The sequence below is a fragment of the Streptomyces sp. NPDC021100 genome (genome assembly GCF_044333095.1).
GTDB lineage: Bacteria > Actinomycetota > Actinomycetes > Streptomycetales > Streptomycetaceae > Streptomyces.
In genome coordinates this window covers 69,448-90,762 of sequence record NZ_JBIRQH010000026.1, presented here as the reverse complement: position 1 = coordinate 90,762, position 21,315 = coordinate 69,448, and the positions used below count along the sequence as shown (strand labels likewise).

21 protein-coding genes are annotated in these 21,315 nt (G+C 71.8%); 9 read left to right on the top strand and 12 right to left on the bottom strand.

All coding sequences use genetic code 11. From position 1 onward, the window contains the following. Positions 1–232: 232 nt before the first annotated feature. Positions 233–700, top strand: coding sequence for a hypothetical protein (locus ACH4PU_RS32340; protein WP_398280195.1), 468 nt, complete (start codon positions 233–235; stop codon positions 698–700). Positions 701–1,162: 462 nt separating this feature from the next. Here ACH4PU_RS32340 and ACH4PU_RS32335 read toward each other — a convergent pair whose 3' ends face one another. Next, positions 1,163–1,360, bottom strand: coding sequence for a hypothetical protein (locus ACH4PU_RS32335; protein ID WP_398280192.1), 198 nt, complete (start codon positions 1,358–1,360; stop codon positions 1,163–1,165). A gap of 137 nt (positions 1,361–1,497) precedes the next feature. After that, the gene (gene mobF / locus ACH4PU_RS32330; protein ID WP_398280189.1) at positions 1,498–3,414 is read right to left on the bottom strand and encodes a MobF family relaxase; all 1,917 of its coding nucleotides are present in this window, start codon (positions 3,412–3,414) and stop codon (positions 1,498–1,500) included. A gap of 337 nt (positions 3,415–3,751) precedes the next feature. Here mobF and ACH4PU_RS32325 point away from each other — a divergent pair, with 337 nt between their 5' ends. The 3 genes from ACH4PU_RS32325 (at position 3,752) to ACH4PU_RS32315 (ending at position 5,016) form a co-directional block, all read left to right on the top strand. Then, complete coding sequence (locus ACH4PU_RS32325; protein ID WP_398280186.1) at positions 3,752–4,042, top strand: hypothetical protein; 291 nt, start codon at positions 3,752–3,754, stop codon at positions 4,040–4,042. A gap of 137 nt (positions 4,043–4,179) precedes the next feature. After that, a complete protein-coding gene (locus tag ACH4PU_RS32320) occupies positions 4,180–4,425 on the top strand; it encodes a hypothetical protein (protein ID WP_398280183.1) in 246 nt (81 codons plus the stop codon). A gap of 165 nt (positions 4,426–4,590) precedes the next feature. Next, positions 4,591–5,016, top strand: a complete 426-nt coding sequence (locus ACH4PU_RS32315; RefSeq protein ID WP_398280180.1) for a hypothetical protein — start codon at positions 4,591–4,593, stop codon at positions 5,014–5,016. A gap of 76 nt (positions 5,017–5,092) precedes the next feature. Here ACH4PU_RS32315 and ACH4PU_RS32310 read toward each other — a convergent pair whose 3' ends face one another. Beyond that, a complete protein-coding gene (locus tag ACH4PU_RS32310) occupies positions 5,093–6,475 on the bottom strand; it encodes a hypothetical protein (RefSeq protein ID WP_398280178.1) in 1,383 nt (460 codons plus the stop codon). A gap of 177 nt (positions 6,476–6,652) precedes the next feature. Between ACH4PU_RS32310 and ACH4PU_RS32305 the strand changes: the two genes are divergently transcribed. Beyond that, positions 6,653–7,453 carry a methyltransferase domain-containing protein gene (locus ACH4PU_RS32305; protein WP_398280175.1) on the top strand — a complete coding sequence of 267 codons (801 nt, stop codon included), beginning with the start codon at positions 6,653–6,655 and terminating at the stop codon, positions 7,451–7,453. A gap of 201 nt (positions 7,454–7,654) precedes the next feature. On the opposite strand, the gene ACH4PU_RS32300 is transcribed toward ACH4PU_RS32305, so the two are convergent. The 7 genes from ACH4PU_RS32300 to ACH4PU_RS32270 form a co-directional block, all read right to left on the bottom strand. After that, entirely contained in the window at positions 7,655–9,604 is a 1,950-nt protein-coding gene (locus ACH4PU_RS32300) for an ABC transporter ATP-binding protein (protein WP_398280172.1), read from the bottom strand. A gap of 67 nt (positions 9,605–9,671) precedes the next feature. Continuing rightward, positions 9,672–10,385, bottom strand: coding sequence for a lasso peptide biosynthesis B2 protein (locus ACH4PU_RS32295; RefSeq protein ID WP_398280169.1), 714 nt, complete (start codon positions 10,383–10,385; stop codon positions 9,672–9,674). Continuing rightward, positions 10,376–12,229: an albusnodin/ikarugamycin family macrolactam cyclase gene (locus tag ACH4PU_RS32290; protein WP_398280166.1), complete on the bottom strand. Its 1,854-nt coding sequence runs from the start codon at positions 12,227–12,229 to the stop codon at positions 10,376–10,378. The genes ACH4PU_RS32295 and ACH4PU_RS32290 overlap by 10 nt, the downstream gene beginning before the upstream one ends. A gap of 102 nt (positions 12,230–12,331) precedes the next feature. Further along, a complete protein-coding gene (locus ACH4PU_RS32285) occupies positions 12,332–12,457 on the bottom strand; it encodes a lasso RiPP family leader peptide-containing protein (RefSeq protein WP_398280163.1) in 126 nt (41 codons plus the stop codon). A gap of 180 nt (positions 12,458–12,637) precedes the next feature. Further along, a complete protein-coding gene (locus ACH4PU_RS32280) occupies positions 12,638–13,822 on the bottom strand; it encodes a M20 family metallopeptidase (RefSeq protein ID WP_398280160.1) in 1,185 nt (394 codons plus the stop codon). A 16-nt stretch (positions 13,823–13,838) separates the two neighbouring features. Next, positions 13,839–14,618, bottom strand: coding sequence for a multiprotein-bridging factor 1 family protein (locus tag ACH4PU_RS32275; RefSeq protein WP_398280157.1), 780 nt, complete (start codon positions 14,616–14,618; stop codon positions 13,839–13,841). Between the two features lie 148 nt (positions 14,619–14,766). After that, positions 14,767–14,994, bottom strand: coding sequence for a hypothetical protein (locus ACH4PU_RS32270; RefSeq protein ID WP_398280154.1), 228 nt, complete (start codon positions 14,992–14,994; stop codon positions 14,767–14,769). 97 nt (positions 14,995–15,091) lie between these two features. Here ACH4PU_RS32270 and ACH4PU_RS32265 point away from each other — a divergent pair, with 97 nt between their 5' ends. Next, positions 15,092–15,571: a hypothetical protein gene (locus ACH4PU_RS32265; RefSeq protein WP_398280151.1), complete on the top strand. Its 480-nt coding sequence runs from the start codon at positions 15,092–15,094 to the stop codon at positions 15,569–15,571. 68 nt (positions 15,572–15,639) lie between these two features. On the opposite strand, the gene ACH4PU_RS32260 is transcribed toward ACH4PU_RS32265, so the two are convergent. After that, entirely contained in the window at positions 15,640–16,152 is a 513-nt protein-coding gene (locus tag ACH4PU_RS32260; RefSeq protein WP_398280148.1) for a hypothetical protein, read from the bottom strand. A 280-nt stretch (positions 16,153–16,432) separates the two neighbouring features. Here ACH4PU_RS32260 and ACH4PU_RS32255 point away from each other — a divergent pair, with 280 nt between their 5' ends. After that, the gene (locus ACH4PU_RS32255; RefSeq protein ID WP_398280145.1) at positions 16,433–18,118 is read left to right on the top strand and encodes a hypothetical protein; all 1,686 of its coding nucleotides are present in this window, start codon (positions 16,433–16,435) and stop codon (positions 18,116–18,118) included. Between the two features lie 110 nt (positions 18,119–18,228). Here the strand turns inward: ACH4PU_RS32255 and ACH4PU_RS32250 are convergent, their stop codons facing one another. Further along, positions 18,229–18,948, bottom strand: coding sequence for a hypothetical protein (locus ACH4PU_RS32250; protein ID WP_398280142.1), 720 nt, complete (start codon positions 18,946–18,948; stop codon positions 18,229–18,231). 502 nt (positions 18,949–19,450) lie between these two features. Here ACH4PU_RS32250 and ACH4PU_RS32245 point away from each other — a divergent pair. After that, complete coding sequence (locus ACH4PU_RS32245) at positions 19,451–20,092, top strand: ParA family protein (RefSeq protein ID WP_398280139.1); 642 nt, start codon at positions 19,451–19,453, stop codon at positions 20,090–20,092. Further along, on the top strand, positions 20,092–21,171 hold the full coding sequence (locus ACH4PU_RS32240) for a ParB/RepB/Spo0J family partition protein (RefSeq protein WP_398280136.1): 1,080 nt from the start codon (positions 20,092–20,094) through the stop codon (positions 21,169–21,171). The genes ACH4PU_RS32245 and ACH4PU_RS32240 overlap by 1 nt, the downstream gene beginning before the upstream one ends. The last annotated feature ends 144 nt before the right edge of the window (positions 21,172–21,315 follow it).

Genomic DNA, 21,315 nt, shown 5'->3' with positions numbered 1-21,315 from the left:
GTCTGGTCCAACTCGCTAGCGAGCGCCCGCTATGCCCCTTGCAACCCCTTGCAGTCCCGGTTTGTCCGTGGCTAGCGCCACATCCGCCGGGCCCCGGCCTAACACCGTTGCCGGGCCGGAGGAGGGCGGCCCCTCCCTTTCCGAGCGCTGTCTCTGTCCACAGGCCCGCACGTCAAGACTCATTCTCGTGGCCGCCGCGATCAGCGAGGTGGCCATCACGAGAGGAATCCTCATGCCCGACACCATCGCCACGCCGCTCGTCCCGATGACCCCGGACGCGGCGATCAGCGCCTTCGCCTACCTCCGCGCCGTCCAGGACGGCGACGTCGGGGCCGCCCACGAGTTCGCCGGCACGGAGCCCCGGATGCCCGAACTGCTCGTGGACGCCGCGATGCGGGTCGTCGTCCCGGTCACCGCGCTGCCTGGCCCGGACGCGGGCGAGCCGACCGCGGAGACCTTCGCCCTGGAAGCCCTCGGGCGCGTCTTCGTCACCACCTTGCGCACCTGGGCGCAGGCCGGGCCGGAGGCGGCGGAGGGCATCGCCCGCGCGGTCATCGACTTCGCCCGGCAGATGCTCACCGAGGACCACGAGGACGTCGCCGACGTCCTGCGCGAGCTGGAGGCCGTCGGCGTGGGCCAGGCCCTCGATGCGCACCCCGCACCGACCGGTGCGCACCCGGTGCGCCCGACCATCGTGTAGTGCGACGCGCGGTGCGCATCGGCCGGTGCGGTGCAGGTGCGCGCACCCGGTGCGCACCACAGCCGCCGGCGCACCGCGGTGCGCACGATGCAGCGCATCGTCCGCCCCTCGCCGGATCACGCCCTGTGATGATGCGCCGTATCGTCCACCGGAACCGGTGCGCCCTGCACGCCGTGCGCACCCCGGTCGTATATCGGGGCAGAACGGTGCGCTAGCAGCCGTTGTCAAGGGGAAACGTGCGCGCGGCGGAACCTGGTCAAGGGGTGCGGCGCGGCGCGGTCCAGGGGTTGGTCAAGGGGTCGGCCACCTTCCGCGCACCCGCCCACTCTTACGCTTCGTGACCGGAGACGGCGATGCCCCCGGTGCACCCGATGCACCGCACCGAGCGCACCAAGTGGACCGCCCGATCCGCACCACCGTGGTCTCCACTCGCCTCCGTGCACGGGCCCGCGGCGCGTCCGCTCATCCCTGGCGGCGACCCCGCGCGGTGCGCCGCGGGTTCGGCCGGCCGCCGGGGTACTGCCGGGAGCGGGAGCGGTGCCGGGCGGGTGGCGGATTCGGCGACGGGTACAGCGCCGTGCGCAGCCGGGCGGCGCCGGCGAGCTGCTCCAGGCGCTTGCGCTGCTCCGGCGAAAGGTGCGGCGGGCTCGGGGCAGCCATGGGGCCTCCGGCTTGAGGGGGCGGTCCCTGGCACCCTCTCCGCTCCCGGGTGGCTTCGGGGGTGGGTGGCCGGTCGCCTCCCGGCGCCTGGCGCGGTGACTTCGTCGTCCGTCCCGCCGTGCGGGCCGCACGGCGGGTCACGGCCGGAGGCCCTGGCCTTGGCCGGGGTCGGGCTGCTGGCGCTGCTGCTCGTGCTCCTGGCGGCGGCCGTCGACCGGATTGGCCGGATTGGCGGCCGGGGCCTGTCGGTCCTCCATGGTGCGGCGGCGGGTGTCGGCGGTGCGGGTGAAGGCGGCGAGCCGGTCCAGGTTCTTGGGTGTGCGCAGCCAGGTCGCCGGGTCGGTCGTGCGGCCCTCCAGGTACTCCTCGGGCATCGCGGCCTGCTGGTGGGCCTGGATGGCAGCGGCCCGCTGGGCCGGGGTCAGGGCGGTGTCCCGGCCCGGGTGGTCGACGGCGTGGGGAGCGGACGTCGTCTCGCCTTCGAGGTCGCGGTGTTCGGCGGGTGCGGAGACGGCCGAGGTCGTCGTCGCCTCGGTGGTGGTGGCGGTGTCGGCTCGGATGCGGGCGTCGCGGATCGCGGTCTGCACGGCGAGGCTGGCGACCCTGGCTCGCTCGTAGCGGCTGGACTCCCGCGGCGGCGTGCCTTCGGCGGGGGCGATCCACCACCGGTTGGGCACCGGGAAGTCGGCGGTGTAGGTGATCCGGTCCGCCGCCGGCGCTTCCCGGCCGGTCTTCGTGACCGTGTGACGGCGGGAGTACCGGAGCAGGGCCCGGTGGGCGATGTAGTCGTCCAGGCCGCGGGTGAACTCGCGGCCGCGCAGCGTCTCCAGCAGGTGCCGGCGCGCTTCGGCCAGGATGTGGCGCCGGGAGAACTTCTCGCGCACGGTGAAGACGACCGCGGCGACATCGACGGCGGCGAGCATCACGTCCACGGTGGGATCCACCCGCGCCCGGATCGTCGCTCCGGCTGCCCGGCACCGGTCCAGGAGGCCGTCGATGAGCTGCCGGCCGAAGCGGAGGATCGCGGAGGCGCGCCACCACGCGAGCAGCTGCTGAAGCGGCTTCGGCTTCTTCTTCGCGGGCCGGGTCTCCTGCGCCGCCCACCAGCCCAGTTGGTGACGGCCGCGCTCGCCGGGCAGGTGCCCGTGGTCCTTCACGTACTGGTCGGTGAGCACCTCCAGGGCGTCCTCGATGCGCTGGCGGCGGGACGCCGACCAGGTGATGAGGTCCTCGGGCACTGCGGCGATCTCCATGACCGGACGAAAGCCCGGCGTGACCTCGCGCGGCACGGTCGCCAGCCCCAGGGTTTCGCACACCTCGGTCGTCATCGCCAGGGTGTAGAGCGTCCCGGCGGCCACCACGTTCTGGTAGAGGCGGTAGGTGTCCAGAGCGCCCCAGACCGGACCGCCGCCGGAGCCCGGGCGCTGGACGCGGTTGAGGATCAGGCAGTGCTCGTGCAGGAGCGGCAGCCCGTCGCGGTTGTCGAAGTGCCGGAAGGCGGCGACCACGAGCGCGGGTGTCTTCGCGCGGCCGCGGCCTGACGCCCACCGGGTCTCGGCAACCTCATCCTCCAGCCAGCGCAGCGCCGTGGCGACGGCCCGCTCGTGGGCCCGCTCGATGACCCTGCGCACGGTGGTGTCGCCCAGCGCCCACAGCACGACCAGCGACGCCTGCGGCCGGAAGGTGAAGTCCATGCCGAGCAGCGGCGTCTGCTTGCGTACCTCGACCTCCTCGATCGGCTGCCCCAGCACCGTCAGCCGGCGGGCCGTGGCCGCGTCGACGCCGTCGTCCAGGAGGCCGCACTCGATGCGGTCGGCGTCCGGGTGCCGGCCCTCGCCGAACAGCAGCTCCAGCTGACGCTCGGACACCTGGCCGCCCTCGGTGAGCCCCAGCGCACGCAGACCACGCCCCAGCCACCGTCCCGGTGGGAGCCCGGCCAGCTCCTGGGCGTCCTTCAACGACTGGCCGACCGGGCGGCGGCCGTCCCCGACCGCGACTCCGCGTATGTAGTACCGCCACGCGTTACGCCTCTGGATCTTCGCGACACTCAGCATCGCCACAGCACACACCGGCTCTGACCTGCGAAAAAGCGCGACCCCTTGAGGCGGGAGGGTTCACCGGAACTTCACGGCCGATCCCGCTCGGCGGGCATCCGCAGCGATGCCGTGCCCGCCCGGCGGACACCACCAGGGCCATGTAAATGCTGCGCGGCCACCAGTCACACGCGCCTCACCAACGCCGAAAACCGCCAGAAGACGACTTCACCGTCAACCAGCGCACATCTACGTACCGCTCTCCCACCCGGCGGCCAAAGGCGCCGCGCCCCGCGCCACGTCACCGACTCTCCGCCCCCGGCAGTGCCGGGGGCTTCTCGCTGCCTGGAGGACCGACGTGCCGACCTACGAGGCCACGCCTCGCTTCACCGCCGACTACCACCGCCTCACCCCTGAACAGCGCCGCCGCTTCCGCCAGACCGTGGCCGCCTTCGTCGAGGACCTGCGCACCGGCCGCTTCCGCGCCGGCCTCCGTGTGAAAGGCGTGCAGCGTGCTCACGGGGTCTTCGAGCTCACGTGGGACGGCGACGGCCGCGCCACGTGGTCCTACGGGGAGGAGATAGTCCACGGGGCACAGCACATCGTCTGGCGGCGCATCGGCGGGCACGAGATCTTCACCGGCCCGTGACACGCCCACGAACCGCGAAGTGCCTGTGCAACAAACCGTCCCCAAGTGTTCCCGGCCGGGGTTATCCACAGGCCGGAACGTGATCGGCAGTTCCTTCATACCCTGCTGCCCGAGTCGGTCACATGGGGGTGTGCGGGATGCGGTACGGCGTGGTGGTGGAAGAGCTCGCGGTCGAGGTCATGGCGCAGCTGCCAAACGACCTGGCCCGGCAGGAGGTGATGGCGCTCGTGGAGGTCGTCCGGATGGATCCGCGCGTCTGGCCCGATGTCCGCGATCCCGGCTCGGTGGAGGAAATCCGGGAGGCGTTCGGGCGGCGGTGCTGGATCCAGTACATGCCGCACACTGGAGCGATCGAGGTGCGGGACATCGGGTGGGCGGGCTGATACGGGTCAGCGCCGGAGCGGTGCTCCTAGATGCCGCGGACCGCATCGTCAGCTCAGTCACGGTGGCGCTGTGCGCCGGCGCCGAGGGGCCCACCGTACGCGCGCTCGTGCGCAGCGGAGGCCCTCGGACCCGCCCCTGGCCGACCTGTGCGGCAGACTCCTGCCGTGACCACAACGCAGCCGCGGCGCGCCCTCGGCCGAGGACTCCGCACCCTCATCGCCCCCGCTCCCGAGCCGCCCGCCGCCGAGCCGGCACTGGACTTCTCCGCCGGTGCTGCACCGGGCGTCGAGGAACACGCCGACGCCACGGCAGAGGCGGCCTGCCGGCTCGCCGAGGCCGCGCACCCAACGGGCTGGAGCGCCGTCGCCGTCGAGGATGCCGTGGACGCGATCGACACCCTCGTGGAGGCACTCTCCACCCTTGACCCGCACTCCGCACGGCTCCTCGCCCCGATCACGGAGGCGACTGCCGCGCTGCTCGAACACCTCGCGCGGTCCCAGGGCGACGACCAGACCGCCGTGGTCGCTGACGTCCCCATCCGGCGACGTCGGCTCGGACCCGGCCGCCAGCACGAGGACGGGAGGGGATAGCCGCGTCAGGTCTTTGGGGTTACCTCGTTCCTTCGCCGCGGCCGCTCGGTTTGCTCCTCTGTGGGTCAGCGGTGCCTCAGCGCCGCAGCCAGCGGTGGAGGAAGCCCTTGCCCTTCTTGGTATTCGGCGGTCGGTGCTGCGGAGGCTCCTCGGGCGGGACAGAGAGCGGCGAGGGCGGTGTCCTGGGCATGGGCGGGATCGGGGGAGCCGGCGGCGCGGGTGGGGCGGGAGGCGGAGCCGGGCGCGGCGAGGGATTCTGCTCCGTCGTCGGGTTCTCCGCAGGGCTCGCTGGCGTGGTGGGCGCGGCTGTCGGCGGTGATGTGTCCCGGCGGCTTGACGGCGTCGTCGTCGCGGGCGCTGTGGTGGTCCTCGGGTCCGTGCCGCGGTCGGGTGGGGGCTGGACCTCGTTTCGTACGGGAGGCTTCGGGCGCGCCGGCCGGGGAGGGCGGGGCGTGGTGACGGCGGGCGGTGTTCTGGGGGTACTGATGCGGCCGGTTGCCGGGTCGGTGGTCCAGTAGGCGAGTTGCCAGTGGGCTCGTGGCCAGAGGACCAGGTGGTGGTCGCCGCCGTGGGAAGGGGTCCAGATCTTCCAGGGGACGTCGGGGGCGGCAAGGGCCAGGACGTGGGTGCCGATCGTGAGCGGCGCGAGGAGTTCGGGGTGGTCGCTGCGCAGGTAGACGTCGGCGCGCGGACTTTGGCCGGGGCCGGTGGGGACCTTGGCGGCGATCCGGCGCCAGGGCTGACCGTGGCGGCTGGTGCCGGCGGCCAGGACGGTGCCGACGACGGCGACGGGGTGATCGGCGGGGCCGGGCCGCAGGCGCCGGTAGAGGGCTCCCAGCGTGGTGGGGTCGGGTCCGTAGCTGAAGCGGGTCCAGGGGATGGGGTGTCCGGTGTAGCGGACGGTGAACTGCCTCGCCGTCGCGGGCGCGTTCTCGTACAGCGCCAGGAACTTGGCGATGCGCGCCGCACTGGTCACCGCGGGTGCCAGGGACGGCTGCCGGCTGACGACCTCGCGGCGTACCGGCCGGGCCGGCGGCGGCTGCAGCGGCGCGCCGGGCGCAGGCAGCAGGGCGCGCTTGCTGTTGGTGGTCTCGGTGATGACCAGGCGCAGCTCCAGGCGGTCGCCGTCGACCTCCGCCAGGCCGCCCGAGTGCCGGGCGATGTCCACCAGCGTCTCGACGGGCCGCAGCGGGCAGCCGGGGCGGTGCTCCGCCTTCCTCTCGGGCTGCCCCGGCTCGCGCTTCTCACTCTGGAGCGCGAAGTGCGCGGAGACCGTGTAGGGCTTGCCGTTCTTGGAGGTGCTGGCGTGCTCGGGCACGGCGCGCACCGGGTGGTGGCAGTGCGGGCAGGAGAGCTTGCCGGTGTACGGCTTGGGCACATCGTTGAGCTGGCTTGCCGATATCAGCTTCTCGGTCCCGTCGTCCCAAGCCTGCTGCATCCGGAAGCTGTTGTCCCCCACCCCGATGACCTCCGCTCGTCGCCTCTCCCCCGCAGCGCCCACCCTAGATCGGCTGTCGAGCGTCAGCCCGCCGCAGGAACTACTCCGGCGACAGGGCCGCCCCGCCGTGCCGGAGCTCCGTCAGCCACGGTGGCGGTTCGGGCCACGCAGCGGGCGCGCACGCCGTAGGGTCCGGCCATGGGCGACTTCTACGTGCCGCACGCCTTCTCCCACATCGACGCGCACCCCGATCCGGTACGGCTGGTCAACTCGCTGTACCGCCTGCGAAGCGAGCCGTTCTTTGCCTCCTACAAGCAGCGCCTGCGCGAACTGCTGCAGGCACGGCCTGGCCAGAGGTTTCTCGATGTCGGGGCCGGGACCGGGGACGCCGTCCGGGAACTCGCCGCCCACACCGGCGCCGAGGTCGTCGCCTGCGACCTGTCCCAGACCATGTGCGCCGAGATGAAGCACGCCGGCGTGCGGCAGGTAGCCGTCGCCGACAGCCACCGGCTGCCGTTCAAGGACGCGGCGTTCGACGGGGCATGGGCGGACCGTGTCCTCCAGCACGTCGCGGACCCCGGCCGGGCGCTGGGCGAGATGCTGCGCGTCGTCCGCCCCGGGGGCCGCATCGTCGTCTGCGACCCGGACACCGCGACCCAGGCCCTGAACATCGAGGACCACCGCCTGGCCGCGAAAGTCCTGGTCCTGCGCCAGACGACCAGCATCCGGCACGGAACCTTCGCCCGCCGGGTGCCCGGCCTCCTCACCGCCCGCGGCCTGCTCGACGTCGAGGTCGAGCCACGGACTCTCCTCGTCCGCGACAAGCACACCGTCGACGGCACGATGGGCATCCGCGACTGGGCCGACACCTTCGCCGACCTCGGCCACCTCGACCGATCCGAGGCTCAGCGATTCAACGCGCTCCTAGACGAAGCGATCGAGAGCGGCCGATTCCTGTACTCCGTCACCTACTTCCTCACCTCCGCCACCGTCCGGTAGGGGCCGGGGGTGTCATGCATTCGACCGGTTCGCCCGCCTAACCGGGCTGCCGCAGGGGCCCCGGCGGCGAACGCCTTGCCAGGACGCGTAGGTCGCCGCCCCTCCGCAGGGTCTCGGGTCGGCCGGCGCCGCGGTCTCAAGCTCGGCTACACGGAGCGCAATGACGGGTGACCGTCCGAGGTCAACCGCGACGACGTCCCTTCAGGTCACCGGGTCGCTGTACGTCCTGGCCTGTGTCCGGTACATGGCCGCGTATTCGCCGTCCAGTTCCATCAGGGTCTCGTGGGTGCCCTCCTCGATGAGGTGTCCGTCGTCGAGGACGATGATGCGGTCGGCGTTGCGGGTGGAGCCGAGGCGGTGGGTGATCAGGACGACGCTGCGGCCTTCGCTCAGGGTGCGGATGCGGTCGTAGACGGCTTCCTCGCCGCGGGGGTCGAGGGCGGCGGTCGGCTCGTCGCAGATGAGGAGCTCGGCGTCCGCGCGGTAGAAGGCGCGGGCGCCGGCGATGCGTTGCCACTGGCCGCCGGAGAGGTCGCGTCCGCCCCACCAGGACGGGGCGAGGTTGGTGTCCAGGCCGTCGGGGAGGGCCTGGAGGACGGTGTCGGCGCCGGAGGCGTGGGCGGCGGCCAGCACGGCTTCGTCGTCGCCGGGTCCTTGGCCGAGGGTGATGTTCTCGCGGGCGGTGACGGGCCAGCGGGCGAAGTCCTGCGGCAGCATGGCCAGTCGGCTCCATGCCTGGTCGGGGTCGACGTCGGCGAGGCTGATCCCGTCCCAGGTGACGGTGCCGGTGGTGGGGGCGTACAGGCCGGCAAGGACCTTGGCCAGGGTGGATTTGCCGGAGCCGTTCGCGCCGACGACGGCCAGGACTTCGCCGCGCCGGATGCGGACGCTGACGCCCTGGAGGGCGGGGTGGGAGGCGCCAGCGTAGGTGAAGGACACGTCGCGCGCTTCGATGACCTCGAGGCGGCGGGCCAGGGGTGCCTGGGTGAGCGGGGTGGGGGTGCGGGCGGCGGCGTCGGTGAGGAAGTCGGTCCAGTCTCCGAGGTAGAGGCCGGTCTTGTAGGCGCCGTTGACGCCGGTGACGAGCTGGGTGAGCAGGCGCTGGCTGGTCTGGACGGCGATGACGGCGGTGCCGGCCGCGGCGAGCGGGACGCGGCCGGTGGAGGTCAGCCAGATCAGGGTGGCGTAAACACCGACGGTGCAGGTCCCGGCGAGGGCGTCGCCCGTGATCAGGTAGCGGGCGCTGGTTCTGCCGACCCGCGCGGCATGGTCTTCGAGGCGTGCGGTGACCGTGGTGAACCGGTCGAGGAGCCAGGTGCGCATGGTCCCGGCGCGGACTTCGAGGGCGGTGGGGCGGCCGGAGGTGTGGAACATCCAGGTGTGGCGCAGGCGGCGGTCGGCCAGGACGTGACGGTCGGCGAGGTAGGCGGTGCGGGCGGTGCGGACGGCAGCCCAGCCCCGGGGGAGCACGGCGAGCAGGAGCAGCGGCATCAGCAGGGGGTGGAGGAGGGAGAGGACGCCGGCGGCGGCGAGGAGTCCCATGAAGGTGGTGAGGACGGTGGTGAGGTTGTCGACCATGAGGTGGGCGTCTTTGGCGGCGCGGCTGGCGGCTTCGGACTGGTCGCACCAGGCGGGGTCGTCATAGGCGGCGAGGGGGACGCGGGTGGCGGCGTCGAGGTAGCGGCGCTCGGCGATGCCGTCGACTTTGGGGCCGATGCGGGCGGTGGTGGCGACGGTGAGCGCGCTGATGACCGAGCGGGCGCTCGCGGCGGCGCCGATCAGGATCAGCGAGGGGACGGCCGCGCGCAGCCGGTCCGCGGTGGCTCCGGAGGCGAACAGCGGTGCCAGGACGCCGGCGGTGGCGTGCAGCCCGGTCGCGGTGAGGACCCCGGAGAGCACTTGCAGTGCGGCGGTCAGGAGGAAGGCGCGCCGGTCGGCGGCCCAGGCCAGGCGGAGGGCGGTGGTGGAGAGGGTGGGCAGGCGTCGGGCGATGGTCAGGAAGGAGTCGTCGAGCGCGTGGTCGTGGCGTTCGGCGCTGACGGTGTACTGCGGCAGGGGCTCGGTCGTGGGACGGCGGCGGCGCGGCCAGGGCAGCAGGGTGCGCCGTGGCCGCGCCGGGATGGGGGGTTGGGGGTCGGTTGAGGTCGTCACGTCCGGCGCAACGACTCACCCGAACGGGTGGATGTGGTGGCGAAGGGTGGCGAATGTTTGTGCGGCCCTACACGCGCAGGGCTGGCGTGTAGGGCCAGGCGCGGTCCGCTTCGTCCTGTCCGATGACGGCATCGGCCGTCTCGATCCAGGCGTGGGCGGCAGCGGGCGCGAACCGCGCTCCGAGGACCCAGTGGATGCGGCGGCGGCGCAGCAGGGCCGCGAGGAACGCCCCGAGGCTCTCCTCGAAGCATGCGGCGCGGCCGGGCCAGGCGCGGGCGGCGCGGTGCACGGCGGCGAAGACCGCGTCGGCCTCCTGCGGTGTGGCGGGCGGCAACGGCAGTCGGGCGGCGGCCCGGGCCACGGTGATGACCGTCCGGACGGGGAGGATGCGCAGCAGGACGAGCGCGGCGGCGAGACCGGTGATGCCGGCCAGGCGATCCGCCGTCTTCGGCGGCATGCCGGGCGGGGCGAAGCGGATGGCGCCCGGCGCCGGGACGGGCGTCGGCGCGCTGGTGGCTGGGTCGAGGCGGGCGGCGGCGAAGGACTGGGTGAGCAGGACGAGGTCGGCCTGCACCTGCCCGGGGTCGGCGCCGCGACCGGTCCAGTGCGCGGTGAGCTCCTTGATGGCGGTCTCCGCGGGGATGCCGTCGGCGAGGAGCTGCCACAGGGCGGCCCCGGTGGGGTTGAGGAACACCCACCGTCCGTGCGCGCGGCGGATGTCGAGGAGCGCGGCCCCGCCCGGGGTGATGGCGGTGGTGTAGAGGCGGTGGCTCACGGGCATGGGACGTCCTCTTCGTCGCGCTCCCACCAGGTGTGCCGGGCGGTGTCGAGCAGGGTGAGCCACAGCTCGGTGACGACCAGGGCGTGCAGGCCGGCCAGCGGAGCGGGCACGCCCTGGACGGCGCGCTCGAGGTCCTCCAGCACCCGGCGGAGGTCGAGCAGGCCCGCGCGGGCGAGCGCCGAGCCGCTGATGATGCCCCGCAGGGCGGGGGCGTGACGGCGCAGCCCGGCGTAGACGCTGGAGGAGAACGTGGTCTTCGTGGGCCGGTGCAGGAGGAAGTCGGGGACCAGGCCGTCGAAGACCGTGCGGGCGAGCGCCTTGTAGACGCCGGGCCGTATGCGCTCCCCCGGTGCGATCGCCAGGGCCGCGTCGACGATGGCGGTGTCGAGGAACGGGGCGTGCAGCGGGATGCCCCAGCGGATGCGGGCGATGGTGTCGAAGGTGGCGTGGCCGTCGGCCATCAGCTCCAGGCCCAGGCGCTCGTGCAGTCGCGCGGGCGAGACGTATGGGTCGGCCTGGGCGGCGCGGGTCTCGACCAGGACGGACAGCGCCCGCCGGCCGCCGCGGGTCAGCCAGGGCGCTGAGCCGGTGGTCGAGCACCAGCGCATCGCCTCCCAGGGCGTCGCCCCGTACGGCCGCCCTGCCGCCGGGGGCCGGCCAAGGGAGGCCGCCAGGGCGGCGAGGGCCTGCGGGTAGCCGGTGGCCGCGGTGCGCAGCAGCTCGCCCCACATCCGGTGCACGCTGCTGCGCCGGGCCCGGGCGTAGCCGGCTGCCCGGCGCAGCGCCTCGATCCTGTGCCCGGCGAGGTAGAGGTCGACGGGGTGGCTGCGGACGGCGTCCAGGACGTCGTCGCCGCCCCGCCCGGTCAGGTGCGCGCTGCTGCCGTGGGCGATGACGGGCGCGAGCTGGGCGTCCTTGAGGGTGAGCAGGCCGAGCGTGAACGACGGCGTGTCCGTACGGGGCAGCTCCGCCGTGTCCTCCAGGCCGGCGAAGTGACCGTCGCCGTCCCGGCCGTTGACGACCCGGTGGGTGATCCCCGGGAGCGTGTCGGCGAGGCGGCGGGCGTAGCGGGGATCGTCGTCGTCGGCCAGGTGCGCGTCGGTGTAGGTGACGGCGAGCAGCGGCCGGCTCGTGGCCGCCAGGCACGTGATGCTGCTGCTGTCGATGCCGCCGGACAGGTCCGCCGACAGCCGGCCGGCCGCCTGCGCGCGGCGCCCCACCGCTGCCTGTAGTGCTGCCCGCATCCGTTGCCCGCCTTCCCCGGGCGAGAGGGACGGGACGGTCTCGCGGGCCGGGGTGGTGCGGGCGGGGCCGTGATCGGGCAGGGCGAGAGCGTGGCCGGGCGGCACGCGGCGCACGCCGTGGAAGAGGCTGTGGTCGGCGAGGATGTCCACCCCGGTGAGCATGAAGGAGCCCAGCAGCAGCGACAGGTCCGCCTGGGCGCCGGTCACCGCAGCCAGGGGCACGGCTGCCGTGGCCCACAGCACCTGGCCGTCGAGCGGCAGCCAGTACACGGTCATCGCCCCGGCCTGGTCCCCCGCCACCCGCATGCCGTCCTGGGTGCGGGCCACCGTCAGGTACGAGCCCGGCAGCCGCGTCGCGCGCGCGAAGTCCCCCCGCTCCAGCGCCGCTACGGCGCCCGTAAGCTCCTGCTGCGTCGCCAGGCAGCAGCCCGCCGTCACCAGGACCGCGCCGCCCGGCGAGCTTGCCGTGCGCACTTCCCCGGCCTCGTGGCCGGACGCCCATATCCGCGTCCCGGGCAGGCCCTTGATCTCCCGCCCGCCGCGCAGCCGCACACCGCCGCCCCGATTTCCAGGGCCATGCCGTCCAGCGATCAACCGCACCGTCTCCACCTCGCCTTTCCGCTCGTAGACGCGACAGCGCCCGGGAGGGCTCGAAGCCAACTCCCGGGCGCCGGATTTCACTCACTCACCCGCCAGGCCGGGTCACTTCCAGTACTGGGTGTCGTCCGCCTCGTCGTTGCCCGCCGTGCCGAGGGTGACCTCGGTGACGGTGCCCAGCACGGTCAGCGTCGGCGCGATGTACTCGTCGGCCTGCTTGATGAACTCCATGGCGTCCTCCAGACGTCGTTGTCTCGGAGGGAACCGCCGCCCACTGGTCCGGGCTTGAAGGCGGCTCCCGATGGTGTGTTGCTGCCTCCATGTCATCGCAGCAGACGGCCTCTTCCCAGAGCCGGAGTTGGGCTCTTACCAGGAGTGGATCTGGGACGAACCCGGGATGCCCTTGGAACGTCAGTCCGACTGCAGCAGATCGAGCACGGCCTGGTGGTAGACGTCGTAGACCTGCGGCAGCTCGGCCAGGCTGGCGCGCTCGTCGATTCCGTGGAGTCCCTCGTACGGCACGCCAAAACCGGCTATGGCCGGGATGCCCTTCTTGGCGAGCAGGTTGCCGATGTTCGACGGGCCGGCGACCTTCGACCGCACTCTCAGGCCCGCTGAGACAGCCGCATCGAGCAGGGCGGCGGCGGGCTGCTCGTCCTCGGCCAGCCGAAACGGCGGCCAAGCAGTGATCGACGTGATCTGAGTCGGGCGCGGGGCGGGCATCTGGGCATCGAGCTCGGCGACGGCCTTGCGGACGAGGACTTCGGCGTCATGGGCGTCGAACGTCGGCACGGTACGGATGTCGACGTTGAGGTCGCACCGGGCGGGGGTGACCGAGAAGCCCTCGCCGCCATGAAAGGAGGTGACCGACAGTTTCGGCGACAACGGGAATCCCGAGGTACTGTCCGCGCTGGGAAGTTCGGCAGCGTCCAGGAGACGGACGAGATGGGCGGCACGGGAGATCGCACCCACCACAGCTCTGCTGGAGCCGGAGTGCCCAGAGGGGGCGTGCACGGTGATGGTGGCGCGCCACAGGCCGCGGCCACCGACCACGACCTCGCTCATCCCCGGGTAGCCGATCATCACCCCGGCCGGTCGCGTCGCGGCGGCGTCGGCGAGGTAGGCACGGGCGCCCCCGAAGTTGCCGGTGTGCTCGTCGGCGTCCAGCAGCACGGCGAGCCCGCCGCACAGATCATCAGCGCGAGGCGCGAGGTCGGCGGCGATGTGGCAGAACATCGCCGCGGCGAGCTTGGAGTCGGCTGCGCCCCGGCCCAGCAGCCAGCCGTCCACCACCTCCCCTGAATCCGGCGGGAACGACCAGGCGGACTCGTCCCCATACGGGGCGGTGTCCACACAAGCGTCCAGTGCCCACCAGGAGCCAGACCGGCCACCGGGGATCTCCACCAGCAGACCCACTTGGTCCCCAGCGCTGTCGTGCAGACGCCGGTGCGGGAGGTCACGGGCGGCGAGCCAGTGCTCCAGCACGCCCAGGACGGGCTCGTAGCCGTCGATCCCGCCTCGGCTCGGCCGCCGGATCAGCTCCTGGGCGAGCTCGACCACGGAGGCCGTGCGGGCCTTGGCCTGCTGAAGATCCATGCCTTCCCCCACCACATCAGCTCGGCTGTACCGGTAGCGCGCGGACGGCGCCGATCGTCTCCACCGGCCGCGCCGAGGCACACGCCTCCCGCCCATGGTGGACCAACCCCACCGCTGCCTCGCGACCAAGCCGGACGCCGCAGTCGAACCCGTCCGCACCGTGGAAGGACGGCAACGGCACCACCGCGGCGGCCTCGGAGGCGATGAAGAAGCGCTCCAGGGCCTGGGCCGGTTCAACGAGTCCCAGATGCAGCGTCTTGACACCGTTACGGCGCGTGGCCGGATCACGCAGCTCCAACAACCGGACCAAGTGGTCAGCCAGCGCCCGATGACGCGGCGGCCCGTACAGCACCCGGTAGTGGACCAGATCCGGGTGCTGGGCCACCGCCGTCTCAATCGCCGCCAAATATGCCTTCTCTCGGCTCCGGGACCCGGTGACGACCAGTTGCTCACGCGCATCGGCGGCAACTCCGACCATTGCCTCGACCAGGTCCGTCCAGCGCGTGAGCACCTCGACGACCACCGAGGTACCGGAAGCCTCCAGCACACTGGCGGCCGCACCGTCCTGGTGAGCGAACAACACCTCCGAGCGCTCGCGGTACAACGCGCACAACCCGGCCCGGTTCCGCTTCCCCGTACGACGCCGGCCCGACTCCCAGGCACTCACCAGACTCGCGTCCGCCGCGCCCCCAGTGATCACGTTCAGGGCATCGGCCGCCTGCTCCAGCGTCATGTTCCGCGCAAGCCGGGCCCGTTTGAGCGCCGAATCCGTACCACCGGCTACGTCCACGGTCATCCCTCCTCGACCGGCATCCAACCCGGGTCTCCCCCACCTTCCCGTAGGCCAGCGGGACTGCCTCAGGCTTGGTACCGAGTGAACCGGCATCGGGCTGGCGGGGACAGTGCCGGGGCGTGTGCCAAGCCGTCTGCCAAAGCAACAGCCCTCACTCGGGCGGGGCGTCCCACAGGGCGAGGACCTCGGCAGCTTCTGGCACATGGCGGTGATGCCGCAGGGCAGCGACGACCACGTCGCCGCGTTCGGCCGCGCGCGTGGACGGCACCGAGGCCGCCATGGCGAACATGCGGTTGGCCTGCGCGGCGGCTTCCTCCATCTCGTTCGCGTCCAGCAGCGCCGTGACCAGCCAGGACGTGTACAGGGCGTACTCGCGCACGTGGGTCGGGTCGTAGCCGACCAGTACGCCGCGCAGCAGCGGCTCCGCCGCCGCCCTGTCCGCCTCCCGCGGCCGCAGTACCCACCGGGTCGAAGCAATGCTCCTTTCCCGCCGCGCCCGGCCCCGCGCCCACCAGAAGAACGCCGCCGCCTTCACCGACCTCGACCGCGCCGCCGGCCTCCTGGCCACCGCCGACCGCCACCAGGGCGACGCCCCCGAATGGGTCGCCTGGTTCGACCAGAGCGAACTCCTCGGCGCCCAGGCATCCACCCACCTCGACCTCGGCGAGCCCGCCCGCGCCGAGCAGCTCTTCAGCCAGACCGCCCGGCTCTTCCCGGACGATCGCGTCCGCACCCAGGCCCTCTTCCTCGCCCGCCAGGCCAATGCCCAGTGGCGGCAAGCGGACCCGGAGCGCGCCTGCGCCACCGCCCATCGCGCCCTCGACCTCGCCGAGGAGATCAGCTCCCACCGGGCCGCCGGCCCGATGCGGGATCTGGCCGCCAGCATGCGCACCCACACCGCCATCCCGACCGTGAAGGACCTCCGCGAACGCGTCCGGACCACCCTGGCCGCCTAGCAGCGCTGGAAGGCGCCTCGGGCGGTGCGGAATCGCCACCTCCTGCGTGTTCGTCGCTCTCGGCCGGGTCACTCCAGGAGGAGGTACTCCCGCCACGCGGGCGCGAGAACCCGGTTCAGTCCCTCGACGGCGGCCGGTCCCCAGCGGTGCGTCGAATCCGCGTAGACATCCTCCGGCAGGTACCCCTCCTCGGAAGGACTGTTGTCGATCGCCAGTGCCTGCCACCGCACGGAGACCGGGTCGTCGCGATCACCGAGATCATGCCCCAGGGCCCGGATATGTGCCTCCCATCGCGCCGCGACGCCCGTGTCGGACTCGCCGGCACGGCGGCGCAGGAGCTCCTCTACCTGGGCGCGGGTGACTTGGTCGACGGTGATGTCGTGTTCCCGAGCGAGGATGTACAGAGCGGTGGCCAAGGCGGCGCCGCCGTCGGCCCACTCACCGTCACCTCCGCTGTAAGGGCCTTCCCCTACCTCCAGCACAGGACGGAGAAGAGCGATGGCGCGGGTCCATGCGGCTTGCCACTGGGCGGGGCCGCCTGCCCCTTGCCACTCCTGGAGTTGAGCCAGAGTTCGTGTCATGCCCCCATCCTGCCTACCCCGGGGCGCCCGCGGGTCTGTGGAACCGGCCCTGTAACCGGGCCCGCCAGGCTGTCGTTGATCGCCGGGCGGGTGGCCATGGCTCCGGCTACGGTGCCGGAGCCGAGCAGCCGTCAGGGAGGGGCCGGCCGTCAGGGAACAGCTGCTCGTTGCCACCCGGTCCTGACCCGCCAAGGTGCCGTAGTGGCTCTCCTCGGCACCGGATCGGCACGGCCGGACAGGCTGGGTACCACCACGGATCCGACCCGGCTAGGGTCCGCACATGCCTGCCACCCCGCTTGTCGATCACGCCGCCCTGCTGCGCTCCAGGACCTTGAACTTCCTGCGTGGTCCGCTCAGTCGATCCCTATGGGCGGATCTGGCCGCCGAGGGGCACGCGTGGACGATGCCGACCGCCTGGACGGCGCTGCCGCGCAAGCAGTGGGTCGAGCACCTCGTGACAGCGGAGGCGCGTCGGGTGGCCAGTGGTGTGACGTTCGCACTCGACGCTCAGGTCGTCGAGGCGGTACGGGCCGTAGCTGCCGACCGGACGGTCCGGCTGCCGTTTATCCCTGAAGTCCTCCCCGCGCCGAGCGGCATGCTCGTTGCCGAGGCTCCGCTCCACACCCTCGATACCGATGGTGTACCGGTCATCGCGGCCACATGGGGTCCGGCCCTGGAGGGGTTCGCGCCAGGCGTCCATCTGACCTGGTGGTCCGCCTGCCCCGACGACCTCGACGACACCCAGTGGCCCCTTTTCCCCGACTTCGACCTGCATCTTCCTTTTGCCCCGGTCATCGACTCACGGCTCTGGCGGGACGAGCAGCCCGTGGGCCTGGAGCACTCAATGGCGCCGCTGCGGACGGTCGTCGCCGCCTGGTATGCCCTCTCGCATCGAGCCGTGACCGTCTGCGAGCAGCGGCCCGAGGCGTCACTGGGTCGGGCGCTCGCAGCCCAGAAGGCCAAAAACCGCGGCGTTCGGACGGCCACGGCCACGTCCCCGGCCGACGTGCGGAAGGCGGTCTCCGATGCCGCTACGACGCGGGCCGCCGAGATCTTGGAGAAGTCTGGTGGGGAGCTCACGGGCCACCAAGAGCCGGCAGCGCTTCCCAGCTCACCGTACGGCGCGTTCCCGCCCGAGCACGACCACGAACTCGATCCGGCACGCCGGCGGATCGCCAGCCTGTACCGGGAGGGGGCCAGCCGCCTGCACCGTCTCGAGACCGAGGCCGCCCAGGTCTACCCGGGGGTGTTTGAGTACCTCTCGGAGCTGCACGCTGCGAACACCGGCTCGTGGAACCCGTGCTGGGTGCCGAGCGTCCAGACCGCCGCGTGGCTGGTCCGCCAGCACGGAGCACCACTGAAGCAGGCGGGGTGGGATGCTCCACGCCTTACCGCTCTCGCGGCCTGGCGCGCCGCGGGGCGACACGCGCTGCTCCGGCCGGCTTGGATGCCGCCGCATGCGCCAGAGGATCCGGCACCGGTGGAGCTCGCCGGACCGTTGCCTGCCCCGGGTCTGGGGCTGCTGGTGGAGGACGGTGCCAGCCTCGTGGTGATGCTCGCCTACGTCGACGAGCACAGCTGCGGAGTGCCAGAGGTGGTGCTCGTCCACGACAAGGGGGACCCCGCGAAGTCGTCCTTCCGGGACCTGACCAAGCTCACCCTCATCCTCGACGGCAGACCGGGCCAGACGCTCACCGAAGCGGTCCGCCGGACACAGCACGCCTACGACCAGGCCGCAGAGGCCAACGGCACCGCCGTTCACCCGACCGACGACGCAGACTGCAAGAACTTCGCCGCATACCTCGGGTACTTCACCTCGCCGCTGGCCGCCGCCTGCGCCCCCGGCGCCAGCATGACCTCCGCCGAGGATCTGACGGGACGTTCCTCAAGCGCGTCGTGGCCGCCTCGCCCCAGCCTCCTGCCCGAGATGACCCTCTGGCTACCAGGCTCAAGCCCGGCCGAGTAGCCGAGCCCAATCCCAGCCTGCCCCCAGGACCTCGCGCTGGCCCGACTACGGTCCGGCTGCGCCGCCTTCTCGCCTACCCCGCTCCATCAGCGGGGTAGGTAGAAAGATCGCTATTCGGTGGCCACCATGTCGGCGACGAGAATCTCGACCCGCTCGGGCGCAGACCAAGACGTGTACACGGTGAGATCCTCGCCAAGCTCGCCTTCCAGGGCCACGGTCGGCGGTCCACCCGGCGATCCGGGAGCGTCCAGGCGAACTTCGTATCCGTGCGGAGGGCCGGGCGGGACCGTGCGCAGGGCATCGTCCAGCAGCCAGATCGCTCCCATCGCTGTGCCAGTACGCCCCTCAAAATCGCCGCCGGTCACCAGCACCCGTGTCCCACGCCGGTACCCGGCCGGCCGTTCGGCGGTCAGCGCCTCGATGGCCGCGGAGGCGGCCCACCTCGTGCACACCTCGACAGCCGGTAGCTCCGAACCACGGCCGATACCGCGCGGAACGCCGCCCGAGTTGGCTAGCGGCGGCTGAGCAGGCCACCGCCGCGTCAGCCACGCCCACTCCCCCGCCGCCGGCTCGTCCGCGCCTTCGACGTCCAAGCCCAGTTCCTGGCCGAGCTCGTACACCATGTCGGGGCCCTGCTCCAGGTGCCACAGCACGCTGCCGAGGGGTACATCAACAACGTCGACGTCGTGCCGTTCAGCCAGCGCGGCCACGACGACCGTCAGCACGCCGCAGACAGCCCGGTCATCCCAGTTGTTCGCCGGGTATACCAATGACCTTTCCGAGACTGACGCGATGTGATACGCCCGCTCCACCGCCTGTTGCCACTGCACGACCGACTCCCCACCACCCTGGCCTGATTCCGGCCGCCAGCCTATGCGAGGGCGTCAGCTGGCCCCTCTCACTACGGGGCATCGCTGGTCGGTTGCACGGGGAGGCCGGAGCGCATCGGCCTTGCGTCGGGGCCGTTTCGGCGCTCCCCCTCGGCCACTGGCACGTTCGCTTCACCCAAGCAGGCGTTGCTTCAAACCGGACCGCTGGGGGCACCGGAAGCCCGTTCCAGCGTTTCCGCCCTCCCGAGTCGCAACGAAGTCAGCGAGCCCTGGCCCAGCCGCGTTCAGTCCGTTACAGCTGGCCCCGAGCACGTGGCGATCGCACATCCGTAAGCGACTGCGGCCTGGTTTACCGCGGTAAACCAGATCCCTGGATCAAATCGGTCACCGCATGAATGTCCTGGTCAAAACGGAGGCGCAGCTTCTGGCATGATGCCCTCTGCCCGAAGTACCGGAACGATCGGGAAGCAAACGGAGCATCATGCAAACAAGCGTTCATGTCGTGTCGATCGACCCACAGGCGTCTACCGTGTGGTGGGCGAACCGCATTGAAGACCTTCCCTTCGACTTCTCCCAGGAGCACGAGACTCCTGAGAACCTGCAGGTCCTCAAAGACACTGGCGCCAAGGTCCATGTCATCGCCAACCAGAAGGGTGGCGTGGGCAAAACCACCACGACTCTGAACATCGCGGCGGTCGTGGCAGACGTGTTGAAGAACAGCAAGGACGGCCTGCAGCACGTCTTCATCGACACCCCCGGAAGCCTGCAGGACGAAAACCTCCTGCTGGAGGCCCTGAAGTACGCGCACGACGTACTGGTCCCGATGCCTCCGGAGGGCCTCGCCTTCGACCCCACCGCCCGCACCATCCAGAAGGTCATCGAGCCGACCGGCTTGCCCTACACAGTCGTGATCAACGCGTGGGACCCACGTGACGGCACCGCCGACTTGGTGGACACCCAGGCATACGTCGACGCTCAGGGCTGGCCTCGAGCACAAACGGTGATCCGCAGGTACAAGGTCCACACACGCGCGTCAGTCGAAGGCCGCGTCGTCACCCAGTACCCGAAGAACCGGGTCGCCATGGAAGCGCGCGAGGACTTCTACCGCCTCGCGCTCGAGCAGGGATACGGAGGGCGCGCCTGATGGCCGGACGACGCACCAGCCTCGCCTCCCTCGCCGGCCAGAAGGTCGACGACGTCCCCGGCAAGAGCGACCCGCTGCTCCTGACGTTGGCCCTCAACAAGCTGGTTCCGACCCGGTTCAACCCGAGGCGGAACTTCGGGTCCGAGGAAGACCTGAAGGAGTTCGGCCAGAAGCTTGAGAAGCGCCAGCTTCAGCCCGCTGTCGTTGTCTCGCGCGCGGCCTACCTCAAGCTCTGGCCGGAGGAAGCGGATCATGTAGGCACGGCGTCTTACGTCATCGCGAACGGCGAACGCCGATACCGTGCCTCAAGATCAGCCGGCCTGCAGACGCTGGATGTCGTGCACAACGAGGACGTCGCCAAGAGCCGTGCCGACTTTCTCGACGCCATCCTCTCCGAGAACAACGACCGTGAGGACCTCGACCCTATCGAGCGTGCGCTCGGTATCGAGACCATGGTCAAAGAACTCGGCGGCGCCGACCAGGTCGCCGAGTACTACGGCAAGACCAAGGGCTGGGTGAGCCAGCAGCGCAAGCTGCTGAAGCTGACGGACGACTTGCAAGCCCTGGTGTCCGCCGGAGACATTCCAGTGCGTGTAGCCCGGGACATCGCTGGCCTGCCGCACAGCGAGCAGCAAGCTGCCTGGGAGGCTGAGCAGCAACGCCGTGACGCCGCGAAGGCTGCCCCTCGGCAGAGGCGGGCGCCACGGACTCCGGATCCCAAACCAGCTTCCGGGTTTACCGCGGTAAACCAGCGGAAGCAGGTCGAGACCACCCAGGTCACCCCGGCGCCGCAAGGTGTTCCTCCCCAGGTGGCGGCCGAGGTAACGGCCGGGCGGCCTCAGGAGTCAGCCAACACAGGAAGTTCTCAACCACACGTCAAGTCGCCCGCCCTCAAGAGCACTCCCTCTACAGGAGCGGGAATCTCCATCACGATCCCTTCGCGCCAGCCAGCGGATGTGGCGGAAGCCCTCGCCTCACAACTCACGGCGGAGGAGCTCGCTGCCGTAACTGAGCTCCTCCTCGACAAGATCAGCAGCGGCGTCGGCGTCGACAGTCCGGTAGCAACCGCCGAGGCGTAGGCACGGCGGCGGCTCACTCACGGCCGTCGGGAAGGCCGGTGGGCACATGCGATAGGGCCCGGCTCCCTGCGACAGCAGGGAGCCGGGCCCTATCTAGCGGGCGGGGTGGGGCCAGGGAGGGCGAGGCCGTCGTCGACGGTGCGG